The organism is Bradyrhizobium sp. RT6a (genome assembly GCF_040547675.1).
Classification (GTDB): Bacteria; Pseudomonadota; Alphaproteobacteria; order Rhizobiales; family Xanthobacteraceae; genus Bradyrhizobium.
The window spans coordinates 446,881-460,837 of record NZ_JBEPQC010000002.1; the positions used below are offsets into that span (position 1 = coordinate 446,881).

The following is a 13,957-nucleotide window of genomic DNA, read 5'->3' on the forward strand; positions in this document are numbered from 1 at the left end:
GTGAAGTTTCAGACGAGATTCAAAAGTCGAATCCAACCCGTTATTTCCCTTGAGAATTTTCTCAGGACAGGCAAACGACAGGCGCTCGGGCAGCCGGCCCGAGAGCAGGTCAAGACCGGGTCGATACCGGGTCAGGACCGGCCTTGAATCAATTCATCAAGAGCGCCTGTCCAAGGCCTTGAGAACCAGTGTGAAAGCGAAGCGAGATGTCGGGGACTGACAAGAGCAAAGCGGGCCTTTCCCTCGACGGTCCCATCGTCATCCTGGTCGAGCCGCAGCTGGGCGAAAACATCGGCATGGCCGCGCGCGCCATGGGCAACTTCGCGCTGAGCCGATTGCGCATCGTCAACCCGCGCGACGGCTGGCCGAATATCGCCGCCCAGCGCGCCGCGGCCGGGGCCGACTATATTCTGGATAAGGTCGAATTGTTCGACACGGTCGGTGAGGCCGTCGCAGACCTCGACCTGCTGTTCGCCACCACCGCGCGCCCCCACGACCAGGCCAAGCCGGTGGTGGGGCCGGAAGCCGCAGCTAGCGAGATTTCCGGGCACGTCGCTGCGGGCGGCAAGGCCGGTATCCTGTTCGGCCGGGAGCGCTGGGGCCTGACCAATGAGGAGGTCGGGCTTGCCAACCGCATCATTACGTTCCCCGTCAATCCGGGCTTTGCCTCGCTCAACCTCGCCCAGGCGGTGCTGCTGGTCGGCTACGAATGGTTCAAGCGGGCAACCTCCGGCGAGCTGCCGCACGCGATGCCGGAGCGCTCCGAGCGCGCCTCGCAGCACCAGATGCAGGCCTTCTTCGACAATCTCATCCGCGAACTCGACCGGGTCGAATTCCTGCGCCCGGCCGAGAAGCGCGACACCATGCTGGTGAACCTGCGCAACATCTTCAGCCGGATGGAGCCGACCAAGCAGGACATGCACACCCTGCATGGGGTGGTGATGGCGATCGCGGAAGGGCGCAAGGGCCCGGCCAAAGGCGGCGTGCTCGACGGCGAGCAGGCCACCCGCCTGCGCGCGCTGCTGGCGGAGCACGGGCAGGGCGGCGGGGTGCCCGACAGCGGCTCCACCGTGCGCGGCCTCGCCCGCCTGCTCCGCCGCAACCCGACCGATGCCGAGCGTCTGCTCTGGCAGGCCCTGACGCGCGACCGCCGCTTCGCAGGAGGGTTCAAGCGCCAGACCCCGGTCGGCCGACACATCCCGGACTTCGTCTCGTTCCCGCACCGGATCGCGATCGAACTGGTCAACCCGGGCGAGGGCGAGACCATCGCTGCCGACCGCGCGGGCCGGCGGGCGTGGCTCGAGGCGCGGGATTATCGGGTAATCGAGATGCGGGCGGCGGATGTGGAGCGGGATCTGGAGGCGGAGCTGGCGCGGCTGCAGGGGATGATCGCGCAGGGCGCGTAGATTTCGTCGGGAAGCGGAGCGAATTGTCGCTCTCGCTCACCTTGGCCAATCAGCGCCGGTTCAGCGCTGGAAGACAACCTTGCCGCCGACCAGGGTCAGGTCCACCTTGATGTCCTTGATCTGCTCCTCCGGCACGGCCGCGTAGTCAGCGGAGAGCACGACGATGTCCGCCAGCTTTCCGGGTTCGATGGTCCCTTTGCGCGTTTCATCGAACGTGTAGCGCGAAGCCGCGCTGCTGTAGAGCCGTAGGGCCTGCTCGCGCGTAATGGCTTCTGCCGAGCCGTAGACGTTTCCGTTGGGGTCCTTCCTGGTCACCATGATGTACATGTTGAGGAAGGGGTTGATCGGGTTGACCGGAAAATCCGTCCCGGCGCCGAGGCTGTTGAGCCCCATTTTCTCAATCAACGTCCTGGTCGGCACGGCGCGGTCGGCGGTCGCTTTCCCGAGAAATCGTTCGACCGTCGCTCCCTTGTCCCACATGAAAACGTTCTGGAAATCTATGCGGACTCCCAGTCTTTGCGCACGCTCCATCTGTTCTAGCCGGATCAGGCTGGCGTGGATGAGGACGAAGCGACGGTCGCGGATCGATTTTTCTTTATCCGCTGCCTCGAAGGCATCGAGCACCTGGTCAATACCCAGATCGCCCACCACGTGGACACCGACACGCCAGTCATAACGGTTGCAGACGGAGATGAGTTGCTTCAGCCGCTCGGGAGTCTGCTGCGTGATGCCGTGATAATTGTCGTGTGAATCGGGATACACGTCACGCATGAGCGCCGTCTTCAGCGTCATGCCGCCGTCGTAAAAGATCTTGATGCCGGCGAACTTGAGCCAATCGTCACCGAACCCTGATGAGGCCCCATTGCCTGACATGATCGCTTCCCATGCGCTCAGATCGGCTGGAGGCTCCGGTCGAAACATCACGCCGGTGCGCAAAGTGGCTTTTCCGGCTGCGACAAGCTTCTGCAGCGTGCGGACATCGCGTGGCTCTGTTGCGCCTTCGATCACACTGGTGATGCCGAAGCTGTTCAGCACACCTTCGGCAATGGTGAATTGCCGCATTTCGTCGTCTTCTGTCCAGGGTGGTACGGCCTTCTCGACCCGATCGATCGCCGTCTCCACGAGCACGCCGGTCAATTCACCGGCTGCGTCGCGTTCAAACTTACCACCACTCGGATCCGCGGTGGTCTTGTCGACACCGACCACTTGTAGAGCCATGGTGTTCGCCATCGAGAAATGCCCGACGGTGCGAAGATAGACCGGGTTGTTCGGAGCAACGCTATCGATCTCCTGCCTCGTCAGATAGCGCTTCTCGGCCAATTGTGAGGGCGGATGCCACGCGCCACCTACAATCCACTCACCCGGCTTTTTCTTCGTGGCGAATGATTTGATGGCTTCGAGCGCGTCCGCAACGGTCTTGGCGCGGCCCAGGATTACGACATAGTCGCCCAGACCAGCGGCCTTGAAATGAGCGTGTGTATCGATCAATCCGGGGATGACGGTCTTGCCGGCCACATCGAGCACGCGGGTCCGGGCGCCTGCAAGCGCCTTGATCGAAGCACTGGTTCCGGTCGCGATGATCTTTCCATCTGCGACGGCGACTGCCTCCGTGACGGTCGATCGGTCGTCCAACGTCAGAACCTTGCCATTAACGAGGACCAGGTCAGGCGCATTAAGCTCCGGCTGCTGCGCCTCGGCATTTGCGACGCCGGCGATGAACATGCCCGTAGCAAGGATTGCAAATGCCGTTAACTTGCGGACCATCGCGTACCCCCTTGGATCTTTTTTGCGTTGGCGACAGCTGCAAGGGTATCTTTGATCAAATAGGGGTTCAATGCTTCTCGACGCTTGGCAGCGTCGCACGGTGGGCAGGTGGAGTGCTTCCTTGTTAGGCGGAAAGCTGGCCGGCCGCCCACGTCCGTCTACGAAGGACGCCCGAGCTGCACCTCGCGCTCCACCGCAATCCATGTCGTGCGCGCCACCGCCAGCAACTTCCCGGCTTCGTCATGCGCTGCAGCTTCGGCCGTGCGTTTGCGGCCGTCGCGGCCGGTTGGCCAGGCCGTGATGATGCAGCGGTCTCCCGGGCGCGGGCGGGCTTCGATCCGCGCCGACATCCGTCCCAGCAGCAGCGGCGCCTTGTCGAAGCTGCCGCTCTGCGGATCGCAATTGCAGGCAAAACCGGTGGGGCAGTCGAGCGCCGACCAGAGGAATTCGGTGGCGACCAAGCCGTCCTCGGCGGCGAGATTTTGATCCGGCGTCCAGCTCGCCGCGAGAACGGCGCTGTGACCACGGAGCGAGCCGGCAAAGATGCGCAGGCCGTCGCCTTTCGTCCTTGCAGGACCGCAGACGAAACATGTCGGCAGCGGATGCTCGTGCGGCTTCACCGGCGTCGATAGCTCGGCGGCGCAGGCGTCCTCGAAGCTGGCTGTTTCCATGCGCGCAAGCTCGACGCTTGCCGCTCGCCCGGTCGCGACGATTTTGTCGCCGTCGCGAAGCTCCCATGTGCCGTCGTTCGTCGCGACCGCATCGAGCGGCGTGTCCAGCGGCGGCGGTGCGCGCAGCGTCACCTCCGCAGCCCCGGGAATGTGGCGGGCCAGCCGGCCGCAGACATAGCCACCGTTCCCGGAGTTGGGAGGACCGCAAAAGCGTTTGTCGATGATGATCTGTGTCATCGGTTTTGTTCTCTCTGCCCGGTGTACTTTACCTGATCTTGAGGACAATTCGCCCCTGAACCGTTCGGTTGGCCACCGCACGCATGGCTTCGCCGGCCTCCTCCAAAGGGAGGACGCGATCGATGTGCGGGCGTATTTGTCCGTCGGCCAGTAATTGCATCAGCGTGGCGTTCATACGCGCGGCTTCGAGCGAGAATTTCTCCGCCCAGGCGCCGACGAAGACCCCGAGGATGGAATAGTTCTTCAGCAGCGGAAGGTTCATCGGAAGCGACGGGATATCGCCACTGGTGAAGCCGATCGGCATCAGCCGTCCGCCCCATTTCATCAGCCGAGCCATCTGCTCGAAAATCGCGCCGCCGATGTTGTCGAAGCCGATGTCGATGCCTTCTCCCGACGTGATCGACTTGATGCGGTCGCGCAGATCCTCGCTGCGATAGTTGACGATTTCGCTTGCCCCATAATTGCGAACCAGAGCAGCCTTGTCATCGGAGCCGATACCGGCGACGACGCGCAGGCCCAGATGGCGGCCGAGATCGACCACGGCAAGGCCAACTCCGCCAGCAGCACCGGTGACGAACAGCGTTTCGCCGCGCTGCGCCCGGGCCCGTTCGAGCAGCGCATAATAGGCTGTGCCATAATTATGCAGGACCGTCGCCGCGGCTTCGAACGCGACGCCTTCAGGCAGAAGCACGCACTTTGAGTCCTTCGCTATCATCCGTTCGGCGTACCCGCCGGTCCAGGCGCTGCACGCCACGCGGTCGCCAGGCGCGAATCCCGTGACCTCGTCGCCGACCGCGACGACGACACCGGATGCTTCCGTGCCGGGCACGAAGGGCGTCGGCGGCCGCATCTGGTAGAGGCCCGAGACCACCAACTGGTCCATGAAACTGACGGAGGCGGCGTGGACGTCGATCAGAATCTCGTCGCGCGCCGGCTTCGGCTCGTCGATTTCGCTGAGGCGCAAATCGCCAGGTCCGGTGAATGAACTGCATAGAACTGCTCTCATCGTATCGCTCCAGCGGATTGTCCATGTTCGGCAGGTTCTCTCAACGGCGTCGCATATCCTGCGACGAGCTTGACGAAATCGGCCTGTCGCGCTGCACCAGTCAGGCGACGGACATGCGTCTTGATCGTCGTAACTGCGACGCCGAGCGCCGCCGCCACTTCGGGAACGCCGCCGAGCTCGACAATCGCGAGCAACACACGCAACTCCGTCGGCGTCAGTTTGAACGCGTTACGGAGAGCTTCGGAACGAGGCGATAGTGTCAGCGCCGCCTTGCGGACGAACAACGCGGCAACCGCGCTGTAGGCGACACCCGCATTTCGGCGCACGCCCGGTGTTAGCGACAGGACATGGGCGACGTGGCGTTCACCGTCCAATCCGATCATCGAGATCGCGAGTCCGTTGATGCCATGGGCCTCGTCGCCGCGTCCCGCTGCCGCGAAGACCTGCCGCAACATCTGGCTGACCATGGTATCGCAGGCCATTAGCTGCCCACGGAGCTCAAGCAGGACGTTGCAGGCATCGAGCATGGCCTGCCCGGCGGTATTGGCATGAATGAGACGTCCGTCCGTGTCGACGAGAAAGAGGCTGGCGTCGAGCCCATTGAGGATATCGGCGAACACGGCGGCGTTTGCGGCCACGGGAACGGGCCCCCGCCCGATTGCAAATGCGCGGCTTGGCACTGCGCTCATCGGGGTGCACCAGCGGGGCCAGGGGGCTGCCGCTCGTCCGCCGGGCGGCGCGTGAAAAGCCGCGGCAGCAGCATCGGAACGCGGCGGCGATATTGCCGATAGGTCATGCCGAACTCGGCGATCAGATCCCGCTCCTCGAACTGCAGGGCGACCAGGATGTAGGCCGTGTTCGCAATCGCGAACAGCAGATGGCCGACGGTCATCTCGGGCGTGGCCCAGAACGCGAGCAGAAAGCCGAGCATGAGCGGATGTCGCACGATCTTGTAGAGCAGCGGCGTTCTGAACGACTGACCTGGTATCTCGGACCCGCGGAACGCGACGAAAGCCTGGCGGAGGCCGAACAGATCGAAATGATCAATCATGTGGGTCGAGGCGAACGCGATCAGCCAGCCGAGCCAATGCACGCCGATCAGCAACCAGGCCGCTATTCCGCTCGCTTGCCAGACCGGCGTCGGGATCGGACGCCACTGCCAGAACAGCAAAAGGAGGATCAGGCTGGAGAGCAGCACATAGGTGCTGCGCTGGCAGGCGAGGGGGAGGAATTTGGCCCACCATCGCTTGAAGGCCGGGCGCGCCATGACGCTGTGCTGGATTGCAAACAGGCTCATCAGCAGCAGGTTGACGACGATGGCCTCGCCCCAATTCGCGGAGCTGCCGACGCCGATCGACATATCGATCGATTTGGGCACGACATAATTGCCGACGAAACCGAGCGCATAGAGAAATGAGATCGTGAAGATGACGTAGCTCACGATGGCATAGAGCAGGATCAGGAGGCGCGAGATCATGTTTTTTCCTATTGTGCCTGATGCAGCCGTGCCGCATGCAGGAGCCTGAGTTGCTCGCCGGCGAGCAGGCTCGATCTGCCCCGATTGCTATTGCTGGACCGTCCCCTGTGCGTCCCCCGGGGGCGCCGCGAGGGAAGGGAGGACTTTCATGACGGCTTTCTCGCTGGGGACGTTCGGGTTCCCGGAGGTCCACGCCGACGGCCGCCCGATCAAGTTGGCCTTACGCAAGGGCCTCGCGCTGCTGGTCTATCTCGCGGAGGCCAAGGGCGCTGCCCGCGAAATCGTGGCCACGCTGCTGTGGCCCGAGGCCGACCGCGACACCGGGCTTGCGCGATTGCGGCGCCTGCTTCACCGCATCGAGCTGACACTCGGTCAGAAGGTATTCGAGACCGACCGGACCAGCGTGCGATGGTCTCCGGCAGTCGCGCTGAAGGTCGATGCACATCTGTTCGAGAGCGCCTGCGATCGCGGCGATTTTGATGAGGCGTGCCAGGTCTACGGGGGAGATTTCCTCGCAGGCTTCTCGCCGGAGGATTGTCCGGAATTCGACGACTGGGCGTTCTTCCGCCGCGAGGCGCTGCGGGGACGGCTGATGCATGCGCTGGAGCGTCTGGTGCAGGACAAGACTGCCGGCGGCGACTACTTTGCCGCGGCCGCGCATGCGACCCGTCTGGTCGAGCTCGATCCTTTGAGCGAGGTCTACGGGCGGCATCTGATCCGCAGCCTGCTGCTGGCGGGCGACCGTAGCGCGGCAGAGCGGCACCACGCGGCACTGACGCAGCGGCTGCGTGACGAGCTTGGTGTTAGGCCCGAAGCCGAGACCGAGGCGTTAATGAGTCCCGCGGCGGCACACGCCGTTCCAGCGACGCGCTACGTCAAGGGCGCCGGTGTGCATCTGGCGTATCAGACCTATGGCAGCGGTCCGCTCGATATCCTGGTCATGCCCGGCTTCGTGTCGCATGTGGAGCGCGCCTGGGAGCACCCCGCCAGCCGGGCGTTTCTGGCCTCACTGATGAAGCTGGGGCGTCTGATCGTGTTCGATCGTCGCGGCATCGGGTTGTCCGACCGGGTTGGATCGGCGCCTGGTATCGACGTCACCGCGGAGGATATCGGCACCGTGCTGCGGGCCGTGGATGCGCGCCGCGTCGTGCTGTTCGGCGCATCCGAGTGCGGGCCGGCCTGCATCAAATTTGCGGTCGACGAGCCGCGTCTCGTGGCTGGACTCATCCTGTTCGGTGCATTGGCCAAGGGCTGCTGGTCGCAGGACTATCCGCACGCGTTGCGCGCCAGCCAGTACGACGCCTGGAGCAAGCACCTCATCGCGCAATGGGGAGGTCCGGTCGAGATTGAAACCTTCGCGCCCAGCCTTGCCGGCGATCCTCAGGCCCGCGCCTGGTGGGCGGGGTTATTGCGCGCGGCCTCCAGTCCCGGCGGCATCTCGGCGGTGCTCGAGGCGTTTCGCGACGCCGACGTGCGGCACCTTTTGCCGCAGATTGCCATGCCGACATTGGTGCTGCATCGTCGAGACGACAAGGCCGTACGGATCGCGGCCGGCCGCGATGTGGCGAGCCGGATCAAAGGTGCACAATTCGTCGAGCTCGACGGCAATGATCACTGGTTCTTCGCAGGCGATCAGGAGCCGGTGCTGGCGGCGATCAAAAGATTCATAGATCTGTTGCCGGGCGAGGTGAGAGCGGGCCGTAAGGTGCTGTAGCCCGGATGGAGCGGAGCGCAATCCGGGACAGTGTCCCCGCATTGCGCTCCGCTCCATGCGGGCTACGAGGTCACACCGCCTCTAACTGATCCGCCGCGCGCTTCTTCTTTGCCTTGGGCTGACTGAGCAGGGGGCCCGCGGTCAGCGCCGCCGTATCCGCCACGCCCGGATCGCGCGACACCATCGCCGCGACGATCGCACCGTCGATCAACAGGCCGAGCTGATGTGCGAGCACGACGGGCTCGTTCGATCCGAGCTCGCCGGCGAGCTTCTCGATATGGCCGAGCACGATCTTCTTGTGCTTCATCGCGATGTTGCGGAATTGCTTGGCGTCCTTGTCGTGCTCGCCGACCGCATTGATGAAGGGGCAGCCGTAGAAGCGCTCTTCCGCGAACCAGCACTTCAGGGCCGGGAAGATGCGCGTGAGCTTGGCTTGGGCGTCGCCGCCGCCTTCTTCCATGGCGCCGATGAACCATTCGCGCCACTGCTTGCCTTCGCTCTCCAGCACCGCGTTGACCAGATTGGTCTTGGAGCCGAACAATTTATAGAGCGTGGTCTTCGCGGTGCCGGCTTCCGCGATGATCGCGTCGATGCCGGTGGCGTTGATGCCGTTCTTGCAGAACAGATGCGTAGCGGCGTTGAGCAGGCGCCCGCGCGCTGACTCGTCGTCGCTGGTGCCGTGCGGCGACTGAGACTTCTGCTTAGACGTCTTGTTCAGTGAGGGCTTGTTCAGTGACAGCTTGGCCATGGGCTGCAACTTAATCGCAGCCGCGGCGCATCAGCAAGCCGCATCTGTTCTGCGCTGAAAAGATTCGCAGGGGAAAGCCCGTCTGCATCGCCTTTGAGCAAACGATCCCTGATCAATCCGCAGGCAGCTCCCGCTAAGCGGCTCCAATGCTTCGCCTTTTGATTTTGGCCGGCTCTGGCACGCTCCATGCAAGGAAACAGACCGTTCGGTATCCTGCCGATTTCCACTTCTGCCAGGGAGAAGATGATGACTGCCGTCGTTCAAAAGACAGTGCTGACGGGTTGCCTCGCGCCCATCGACAAGAATGGCCTCGAGCAACTGATCGCCAACGGCAAGGCCAATCCGAAGGTCATCAAGACCTTGAAGTGCAAGACGGTCGCGGAAGGAAAATTCCGCCACGCCAACTACATCCGCAGTCTGCCGCCGTACATCGTCGACGAGCCGCCGGGGCTTTTGGGCGACGACACTGCGCCGAATCCGTCCGAAGCCTCGCTCGCCGCGCTCGGCTCCTGCCTCGCCGTCGGTCTGCACGCCAACGCCGTGCATCGCGGCTGGATCGTCAACAAGCTCGAGCTCGAGCTCGAGGGCGATCTTAACATCACTGCGGTGTGGGGCACCGGCGACATCTCGGACAAGCCGGTCGGCTTCACCGACGTGCGCGTCAAGGTCGACATGGAATGTGAGGGGATCTCGCCGGATGAGATCAATGCGCTGGTCGCCCATGTGAAGCAATGGTCGCCGGTCGCCAACACCTTCACCCGCCCGGTCAATCTCGAGGTCGGCATCTAGTAGACGGCAACAGGACAAGGTGCGGGAAACGATCATGGGTTCACTGGCTTTATCACGGGCCGAAGTTTTGGATCAGCCCGCACCGTCCATTGCAGGAGAGGTGGCGCGGATTGCGCGGGAGCAGCTCGCGCCGCTCGCCGCCGGCATCGATGCCGGCACCGTCTATCCCGCCGAGGTGCTGCGCCAATTCGGCGAGGTCGGCGCCTGGGGCAGCCACGTGCCGCACGAGGGGCCCGCGGACTTGCGCTGTGCGATCCAGGCCATGTCGGCGATCGGCGAGGTCTGCGGCAGCACCGCCTTCATGGCGTGGTGCCAGAACACACTGGTCTGGTACGCCGCCAACTCCACCAACATGACGCTGGCAAAGCGCTTCGGCGATGCGTTCTCGACCGGCCGCGTGCTCGGCGGCACCGGGCTTTCCAATCCGATGAAGAGCTTTTTCGGCATCGAAAAGCTCAAGCTGAAGGGGCGCAAGGTCGACGGCGGCTACATCGTGCGCGGCGCGCTGCCCTGGGTCTCCAATCTCGGCCCCGACCATTATTTCGGCACCATCTTCGAGCGCGAGGACGAGCCGGGCATCGCAAGCGGCGAGCCTGGCACTGTCATGTTCCTCGCGGACTGCTCCGATCCCGCGATCACGCTGACGCCATGCAAGCCGTTTCTCGCAATGGACGGTACCGGTACCTGCGGCGTGCAGTTCCGCGATGTCTTCGTGCCGGACGAGCTGATCCTGGCCGATCCCGCCGGCCCCTTCGTGAAGAAGATCCGCGCCGGCTTCATCCTGCTGCAGGCCGGCATGGCGCTCGGCCTCATCAAGGACTGCATCAACATCATGGATGAGGTCGACAACCCGCTCGGCCACATCAACCGCTATTTGCCGCAACAGCCGGTGCACTTCCGCGATCTCGCCGCCGAACTCGAGGCCGAGACCATGGCGCTGGCGCGCGATCCCTACAATGAAGAGGAGACCTACTGGCGCAAGGTGATCGCGCTCAGGCTTCGCGCCGGAGAGGCCAGCGTCGCGGCGGCGCATGCGGCGATGCTGCATTGTGGCGCGCGCGGCTACCTCAAGTCCCACCGCGCGCAGCGCCGCCTGCGCGAGGCCTATTTCGTCGCGATCGTCACCCCTGCCACCAAGCAGCTGCGCAAGATGCTCGCCGATTCCTGAGTTTTACGAGCCCACCCACCATCTAACCTCAACGGAGAGGCTGCCCATGACGGACGTCCTGATCTCTGCCAGCGAACTTGCCGATCTCTTGAAGACCGAGCCCTGTGTCGTGATCGACACCCGCAACCCCGACGCCTATGGCGCCGGGCACCTGCCCAACGCCGTGAACGTGCATGAGATCTTCACGTTCCTCGCGACCTCAACGCCGGAGGGCATGGCCGAGCTGAAGACGAAGTTCGCTGATGCGTTCGGCGCTGCCGGTCTCTCCGGCAAAGAGACGGCCGTGATCTACGAGCAGTCGATGAACTCGGGCTTCGGCCAATCCTGCCGCGGCTACTACCTGCTCACCATGCTCGGCTATCCCAAGATCAAGGTGCTGCATGGCGGCTTCGATGCCTGGGCGGCCGCGGGTCTTCCGGTGACCAAGGATGTGCCGGCGCCGGCGAAGGCGTCGTTCTCGATCGTGCCTGAAGCGGGCGAGATCCTGATCGACGCAAAGACCATGCTGGGGGCGGTCGGCAAGCCGGGCGTCGCGATTCTCGACGTGCGCGATGTCGACGAGTGGATCGGCGACAGCTCGTCGCCCTACGGGAAGGATTTCTGCCCGCGCAAGGGGCGCATCCCAGGTGCGGTGTGGCTGGAATGGTATCGCATGATGAAGCCGACCGCCGAGGGCCCGCGCTTCAAGTCCAAGGACGAGATCCTGGCGGAATGCGCCACTGTCGGCATCTCGCCGTCCACGCCGGTCTATCTCTACTGCTTCAAGGGAGCGCGCGCCTCGAACACGTTCCTGGCGCTGAAGAACGCCGGCGTGAAGGACGTGCGGATGTATTTCGGCTCCTGGAACGAATGGTCGCGCGATCCGTCGCTGCCGATCGAGCAGGGATTGCCGATCGCATCGGAGGTGACGACCAAGGCGGCGTGATCGCCGCTAACCGCCGGCCCGCGGACGGGGCGCGATTCCCAGCGCCTTGATCCGCGAGGCCAGCGTGGTCGGCTTGATATCCAGCATCTCGGCCGCGCCACCGGGGCCGAACACTTTTCCGGCGCAGCCCTCGAGCGCGGCCAGGATGTTGGCGCGCTCGTGGTCGCGCATTTCGGATGACGTCATCACAGCCGGCCGCGCGTCAGCCTTCTGCCGCGCGGCGCCGGCTGGGGCCTGCGTGCCGGAGAAGTCGGGCAGATCAATCCGCAAACGGCCGTTCTGCGACAGGATCGCGGCGCGCTCGATCACGTTCTGTAGTTCGCGGACATTGCCCGGCCAGTCATAGCGCGTCAGCCGACGCGCATCGCCTTCCGACAGGCGCAGATTCGATTTCAGCGCCTTGCTCTCGCGGGTCAGAAAATGCTGGGCGAGCAGCGCAATGTCCTCGCGCCGTTCGCGCAGGGGTACCGTCTCGATCGGAAACACGTTGAGGCGGAAATAGAGGTCCTCGCGAAAACGGCCGCGCTGCACCTCCTGCTTGAGGTCGCGATTGGTCGCGGCGATGACGCGGACGTCGACCGCGCGGGTGCGCTCCTGGCCGACGCGCTCGAAATTGCCCTCCTGCAACACGCGCAGCAGCTTGCCTTGCAGTTCGAGCGGGATCTCGCCGACCTCATCGAGGAACAGCGTGCCGCCGTCAGCAAGCTCGAACCGGCCGATGCGGTCGCGGGTTGCGCCGGTGAAGGCGCCGCGGACATGGCCGAAGAATTCGCTCTCGAACAATTCCCGCGGGATCGCGGCGCAATTGACGCGGATCAGTGGCCGGTCGCTACGGGTAGAGTCCTCGTGGATGGCGCGCGCGATCAGCTCCTTGCCGGTCCCGGATTCCCCGGTGATCATCACCGCTGCGGTGGTCGGCGCCACCAGCTTGACCTGGCGCAGCGTTTTCTGGATCGCCTCGCTTCCACCGATGATGCCGCGCGGATTGGTCTCGATGCGGATTTCTTCCTGGAGATAGGCGTTTTCGAGCTCGAGACGTTCGCGCAGGCGATCGACCTCGGCGAGCGCGGCGTGCAGCTTCTCGTCGGCCTCGCGGCGCTGGCTGACGTCGCGAAACACCACGACGGCGCCGACCACCACGCCGCGATCGCGGATCGGCGTGGAGGTGTATTCGACCCAGGCCGGCGACCCGTCCTTGCGCCAGAACACCTCGCCGTCGACCTGGTGCACCGCGCCGTCGCGGAACGCCGCGTAAATCGGGCAATCATGGTTGTGATAGTGCCGCCCGTCATGGTGGGTGTGGTGCATGATGGGATGGATTTCCTTGCCGACCAGCTCCTCGGCGGTCCAGCCCAGCATCCGCTCGGCGGCAGGGTTCACGAAGGTGGTCTTGCCTTCCGCGTTGACGCCGTAAATGCCTTCGCCGGCGGCGCGCAGGATCAGCTGGTTCTCGCGCTCGATGTCCTGGAACACGCGCTCGACCCGCTGCCAGGTCGAGATGCCGCTGCGCATGTGGTCTTCAGCGGCGGCATCGACATTGCGGCGGCGGCGCGCGTCGAGATCGGTCAGGGTGAGCTGGACCAGCGTGCGCCCGTCATGGGGCAGGACGCAGCCGGCATATTCGAGCCGGAGATTTTGCCCGGTGGCATGGCGTGGGTTGAGCGACGTGGTCCAGTAGGCGCCCTTGTGCAGCACGGCCTGGGTGAACACGGTCAGCGCCGGAAGCTCGCCGGCATGCAGCGTGCTCGCGCTGGTTTGGCGCAGCAGCGCGCGGTCGTAGCCGAGCAGGGCGCAGGCGGCGGGATTGGCATCCACGATCTGGTCGCCGAAGGGGTCGACCAGCAGCGTCGCTTCGACCGAGGATTCAAAGGCTGCGACGCGCGGGTCGATAGCCGTGGCCACATCGTCGTGGGCGAGTATTGGCGTCGTTGCCATTACGAAATCTCGTTATTCACCTACGAAATATCGTTTATCACGAGTTTTCGTAATGACCAAGTGCGAGCGAAAGTGCTGCGTCATCAAGGCACTGGCCGGCCTGAAGGTGGTGGCATG

General features: G+C 64.2%; 12 protein-coding genes. 5 read left to right on the forward strand and 7 right to left on the reverse strand.

Annotated features, from left to right (window positions below; all coding sequences use genetic code 11):
- Window positions 1–206: 206 nt before the first annotated feature.
- Window positions 207–1,406 (forward strand): TrmJ/YjtD family RNA methyltransferase, encoded by a 1,200-nt coding sequence (locus tag ABIC03_RS11865; RefSeq protein WP_354058217.1) that lies wholly within the window; start codon window positions 207–209, stop codon window positions 1,404–1,406.
- Window positions 1,407–1,466: 60 nt separating this feature from the next.
- Here the strand turns inward: ABIC03_RS11865 and ABIC03_RS11870 are convergent, their stop codons facing one another.
- The 5 genes from ABIC03_RS11870 to mddA all read right to left on the reverse strand — a co-directional run bounded on the left by ABIC03_RS11870 (window position 1,467) and on the right by mddA (window position 6,561).
- Window positions 1,467–3,170 (reverse strand): amidohydrolase, encoded by a 1,704-nt coding sequence (locus ABIC03_RS11870; protein ID WP_354058219.1) that lies wholly within the window; start codon window positions 3,168–3,170, stop codon window positions 1,467–1,469.
- 158 nt (window positions 3,171–3,328) lie between these two features.
- A complete protein-coding gene (locus ABIC03_RS11875) occupies window positions 3,329–4,078 on the reverse strand; it encodes a PaaI family thioesterase (RefSeq protein WP_354058221.1) in 750 nt (249 codons plus the stop codon).
- A 28-nt stretch (window positions 4,079–4,106) separates the two neighbouring features.
- On the reverse strand, window positions 4,107–5,084 hold the full coding sequence (locus tag ABIC03_RS11880) for an NADPH:quinone oxidoreductase family protein (protein ID WP_354058223.1): 978 nt from the start codon (window positions 5,082–5,084) through the stop codon (window positions 4,107–4,109).
- Window positions 5,081–5,722: a helix-turn-helix transcriptional regulator gene (locus ABIC03_RS11885; RefSeq protein ID WP_354058225.1), complete on the reverse strand. Its 642-nt coding sequence runs from the start codon at window positions 5,720–5,722 to the stop codon at window positions 5,081–5,083. Before ABIC03_RS11885 ends, ABIC03_RS11880 begins: the two co-directional genes overlap by 4 nt.
- Before the next feature lie 47 nt (window positions 5,723–5,769).
- Complete coding sequence (gene mddA, locus ABIC03_RS11890; protein ID WP_354058227.1) at window positions 5,770–6,561, reverse strand: methanethiol S-methyltransferase; 792 nt, start codon at window positions 6,559–6,561, stop codon at window positions 5,770–5,772.
- A 148-nt stretch (window positions 6,562–6,709) separates the two neighbouring features.
- Between mddA and ABIC03_RS11895 the strand changes: the two genes are divergently transcribed.
- Window positions 6,710–8,275, forward strand: coding sequence for a bifunctional AfsR/SARP family transcriptional regulator/alpha/beta hydrolase (locus ABIC03_RS11895; protein WP_354058229.1), 1,566 nt, complete (start codon window positions 6,710–6,712; stop codon window positions 8,273–8,275).
- Between the two features lie 70 nt (window positions 8,276–8,345).
- Here ABIC03_RS11895 and ABIC03_RS11900 read toward each other — a convergent pair whose 3' ends face one another.
- Window positions 8,346–9,023, reverse strand: a complete 678-nt coding sequence (locus ABIC03_RS11900) for a TetR/AcrR family transcriptional regulator (RefSeq protein WP_354058231.1) — start codon at window positions 9,021–9,023, stop codon at window positions 8,346–8,348.
- A 246-nt stretch (window positions 9,024–9,269) separates the two neighbouring features.
- Here ABIC03_RS11900 and ABIC03_RS11905 point away from each other — a divergent pair, with 246 nt between their 5' ends.
- The 3 genes from ABIC03_RS11905 to ABIC03_RS11915 are packed head-to-tail and all read left to right on the forward strand — an operon-like array spanning window position 9,270 to window position 11,905.
- Window positions 9,270–9,812 (forward strand): OsmC family protein, encoded by a 543-nt coding sequence (locus ABIC03_RS11905; RefSeq protein WP_354058233.1) that lies wholly within the window; start codon window positions 9,270–9,272, stop codon window positions 9,810–9,812.
- A gap of 34 nt (window positions 9,813–9,846) precedes the next feature.
- Complete coding sequence (locus ABIC03_RS11910; RefSeq protein WP_354058235.1) at window positions 9,847–10,980, forward strand: acyl-CoA dehydrogenase family protein; 1,134 nt, start codon at window positions 9,847–9,849, stop codon at window positions 10,978–10,980.
- 46 nt (window positions 10,981–11,026) lie between these two features.
- A complete protein-coding gene (locus tag ABIC03_RS11915) occupies window positions 11,027–11,905 on the forward strand; it encodes a sulfurtransferase (RefSeq protein WP_354058237.1) in 879 nt (292 codons plus the stop codon).
- A 6-nt stretch (window positions 11,906–11,911) separates the two neighbouring features.
- On the opposite strand, the gene ABIC03_RS11920 is transcribed toward ABIC03_RS11915, so the two are convergent.
- Window positions 11,912–13,840 (reverse strand): sigma 54-interacting transcriptional regulator, encoded by a 1,929-nt coding sequence (locus ABIC03_RS11920; protein ID WP_354058239.1) that lies wholly within the window; start codon window positions 13,838–13,840, stop codon window positions 11,912–11,914.
- Between the last annotated feature and the right edge of the window lie 117 nt (window positions 13,841–13,957).

Coding starts and splice junctions, on each gene's coding strand:
- ABIC03_RS11905 (WP_354058233.1), top strand. CDS start 9,270: ATGACTGCCGTCGTTCAAAAGACAGTGCTGACGGGTTGCCTCGCGCCC.
- ABIC03_RS11910 (WP_354058235.1), top strand. CDS start 9,847: ATGGGTTCACTGGCTTTATCACGGGCCGAAGTTTTGGATCAGCCCGCA.
- ABIC03_RS11915 (WP_354058237.1), top strand. CDS start 11,027: ATGACGGACGTCCTGATCTCTGCCAGCGAACTTGCCGATCTCTTGAAG.
- mddA (WP_354058227.1), bottom strand. CDS start 6,561: ATGATCTCGCGCCTCCTGATCCTGCTCTATGCCATCGTGAGCTACGTC.
- ABIC03_RS11895 (WP_354058229.1), top strand. CDS start 6,710: ATGACGGCTTTCTCGCTGGGGACGTTCGGGTTCCCGGAGGTCCACGCC.
- ABIC03_RS11920 (WP_354058239.1), bottom strand. CDS start 13,840: ATGGCAACGACGCCAATACTCGCCCACGACGATGTGGCCACGGCTATC.
- ABIC03_RS11875 (WP_354058221.1), bottom strand. CDS start 4,078: ATGACACAGATCATCATCGACAAACGCTTTTGCGGTCCTCCCAACTCC.
- ABIC03_RS11900 (WP_354058231.1), bottom strand. CDS start 9,023: ATGGCCAAGCTGTCACTGAACAAGCCCTCACTGAACAAGACGTCTAAG.
- ABIC03_RS11865 (WP_354058217.1), top strand. CDS start 207: ATGTCGGGGACTGACAAGAGCAAAGCGGGCCTTTCCCTCGACGGTCCC.
- ABIC03_RS11870 (WP_354058219.1), bottom strand. CDS start 3,170: ATGGTCCGCAAGTTAACGGCATTTGCAATCCTTGCTACGGGCATGTTC.
- ABIC03_RS11880 (WP_354058223.1), bottom strand. CDS start 5,084: ATGAGAGCAGTTCTATGCAGTTCATTCACCGGACCTGGCGATTTGCGC.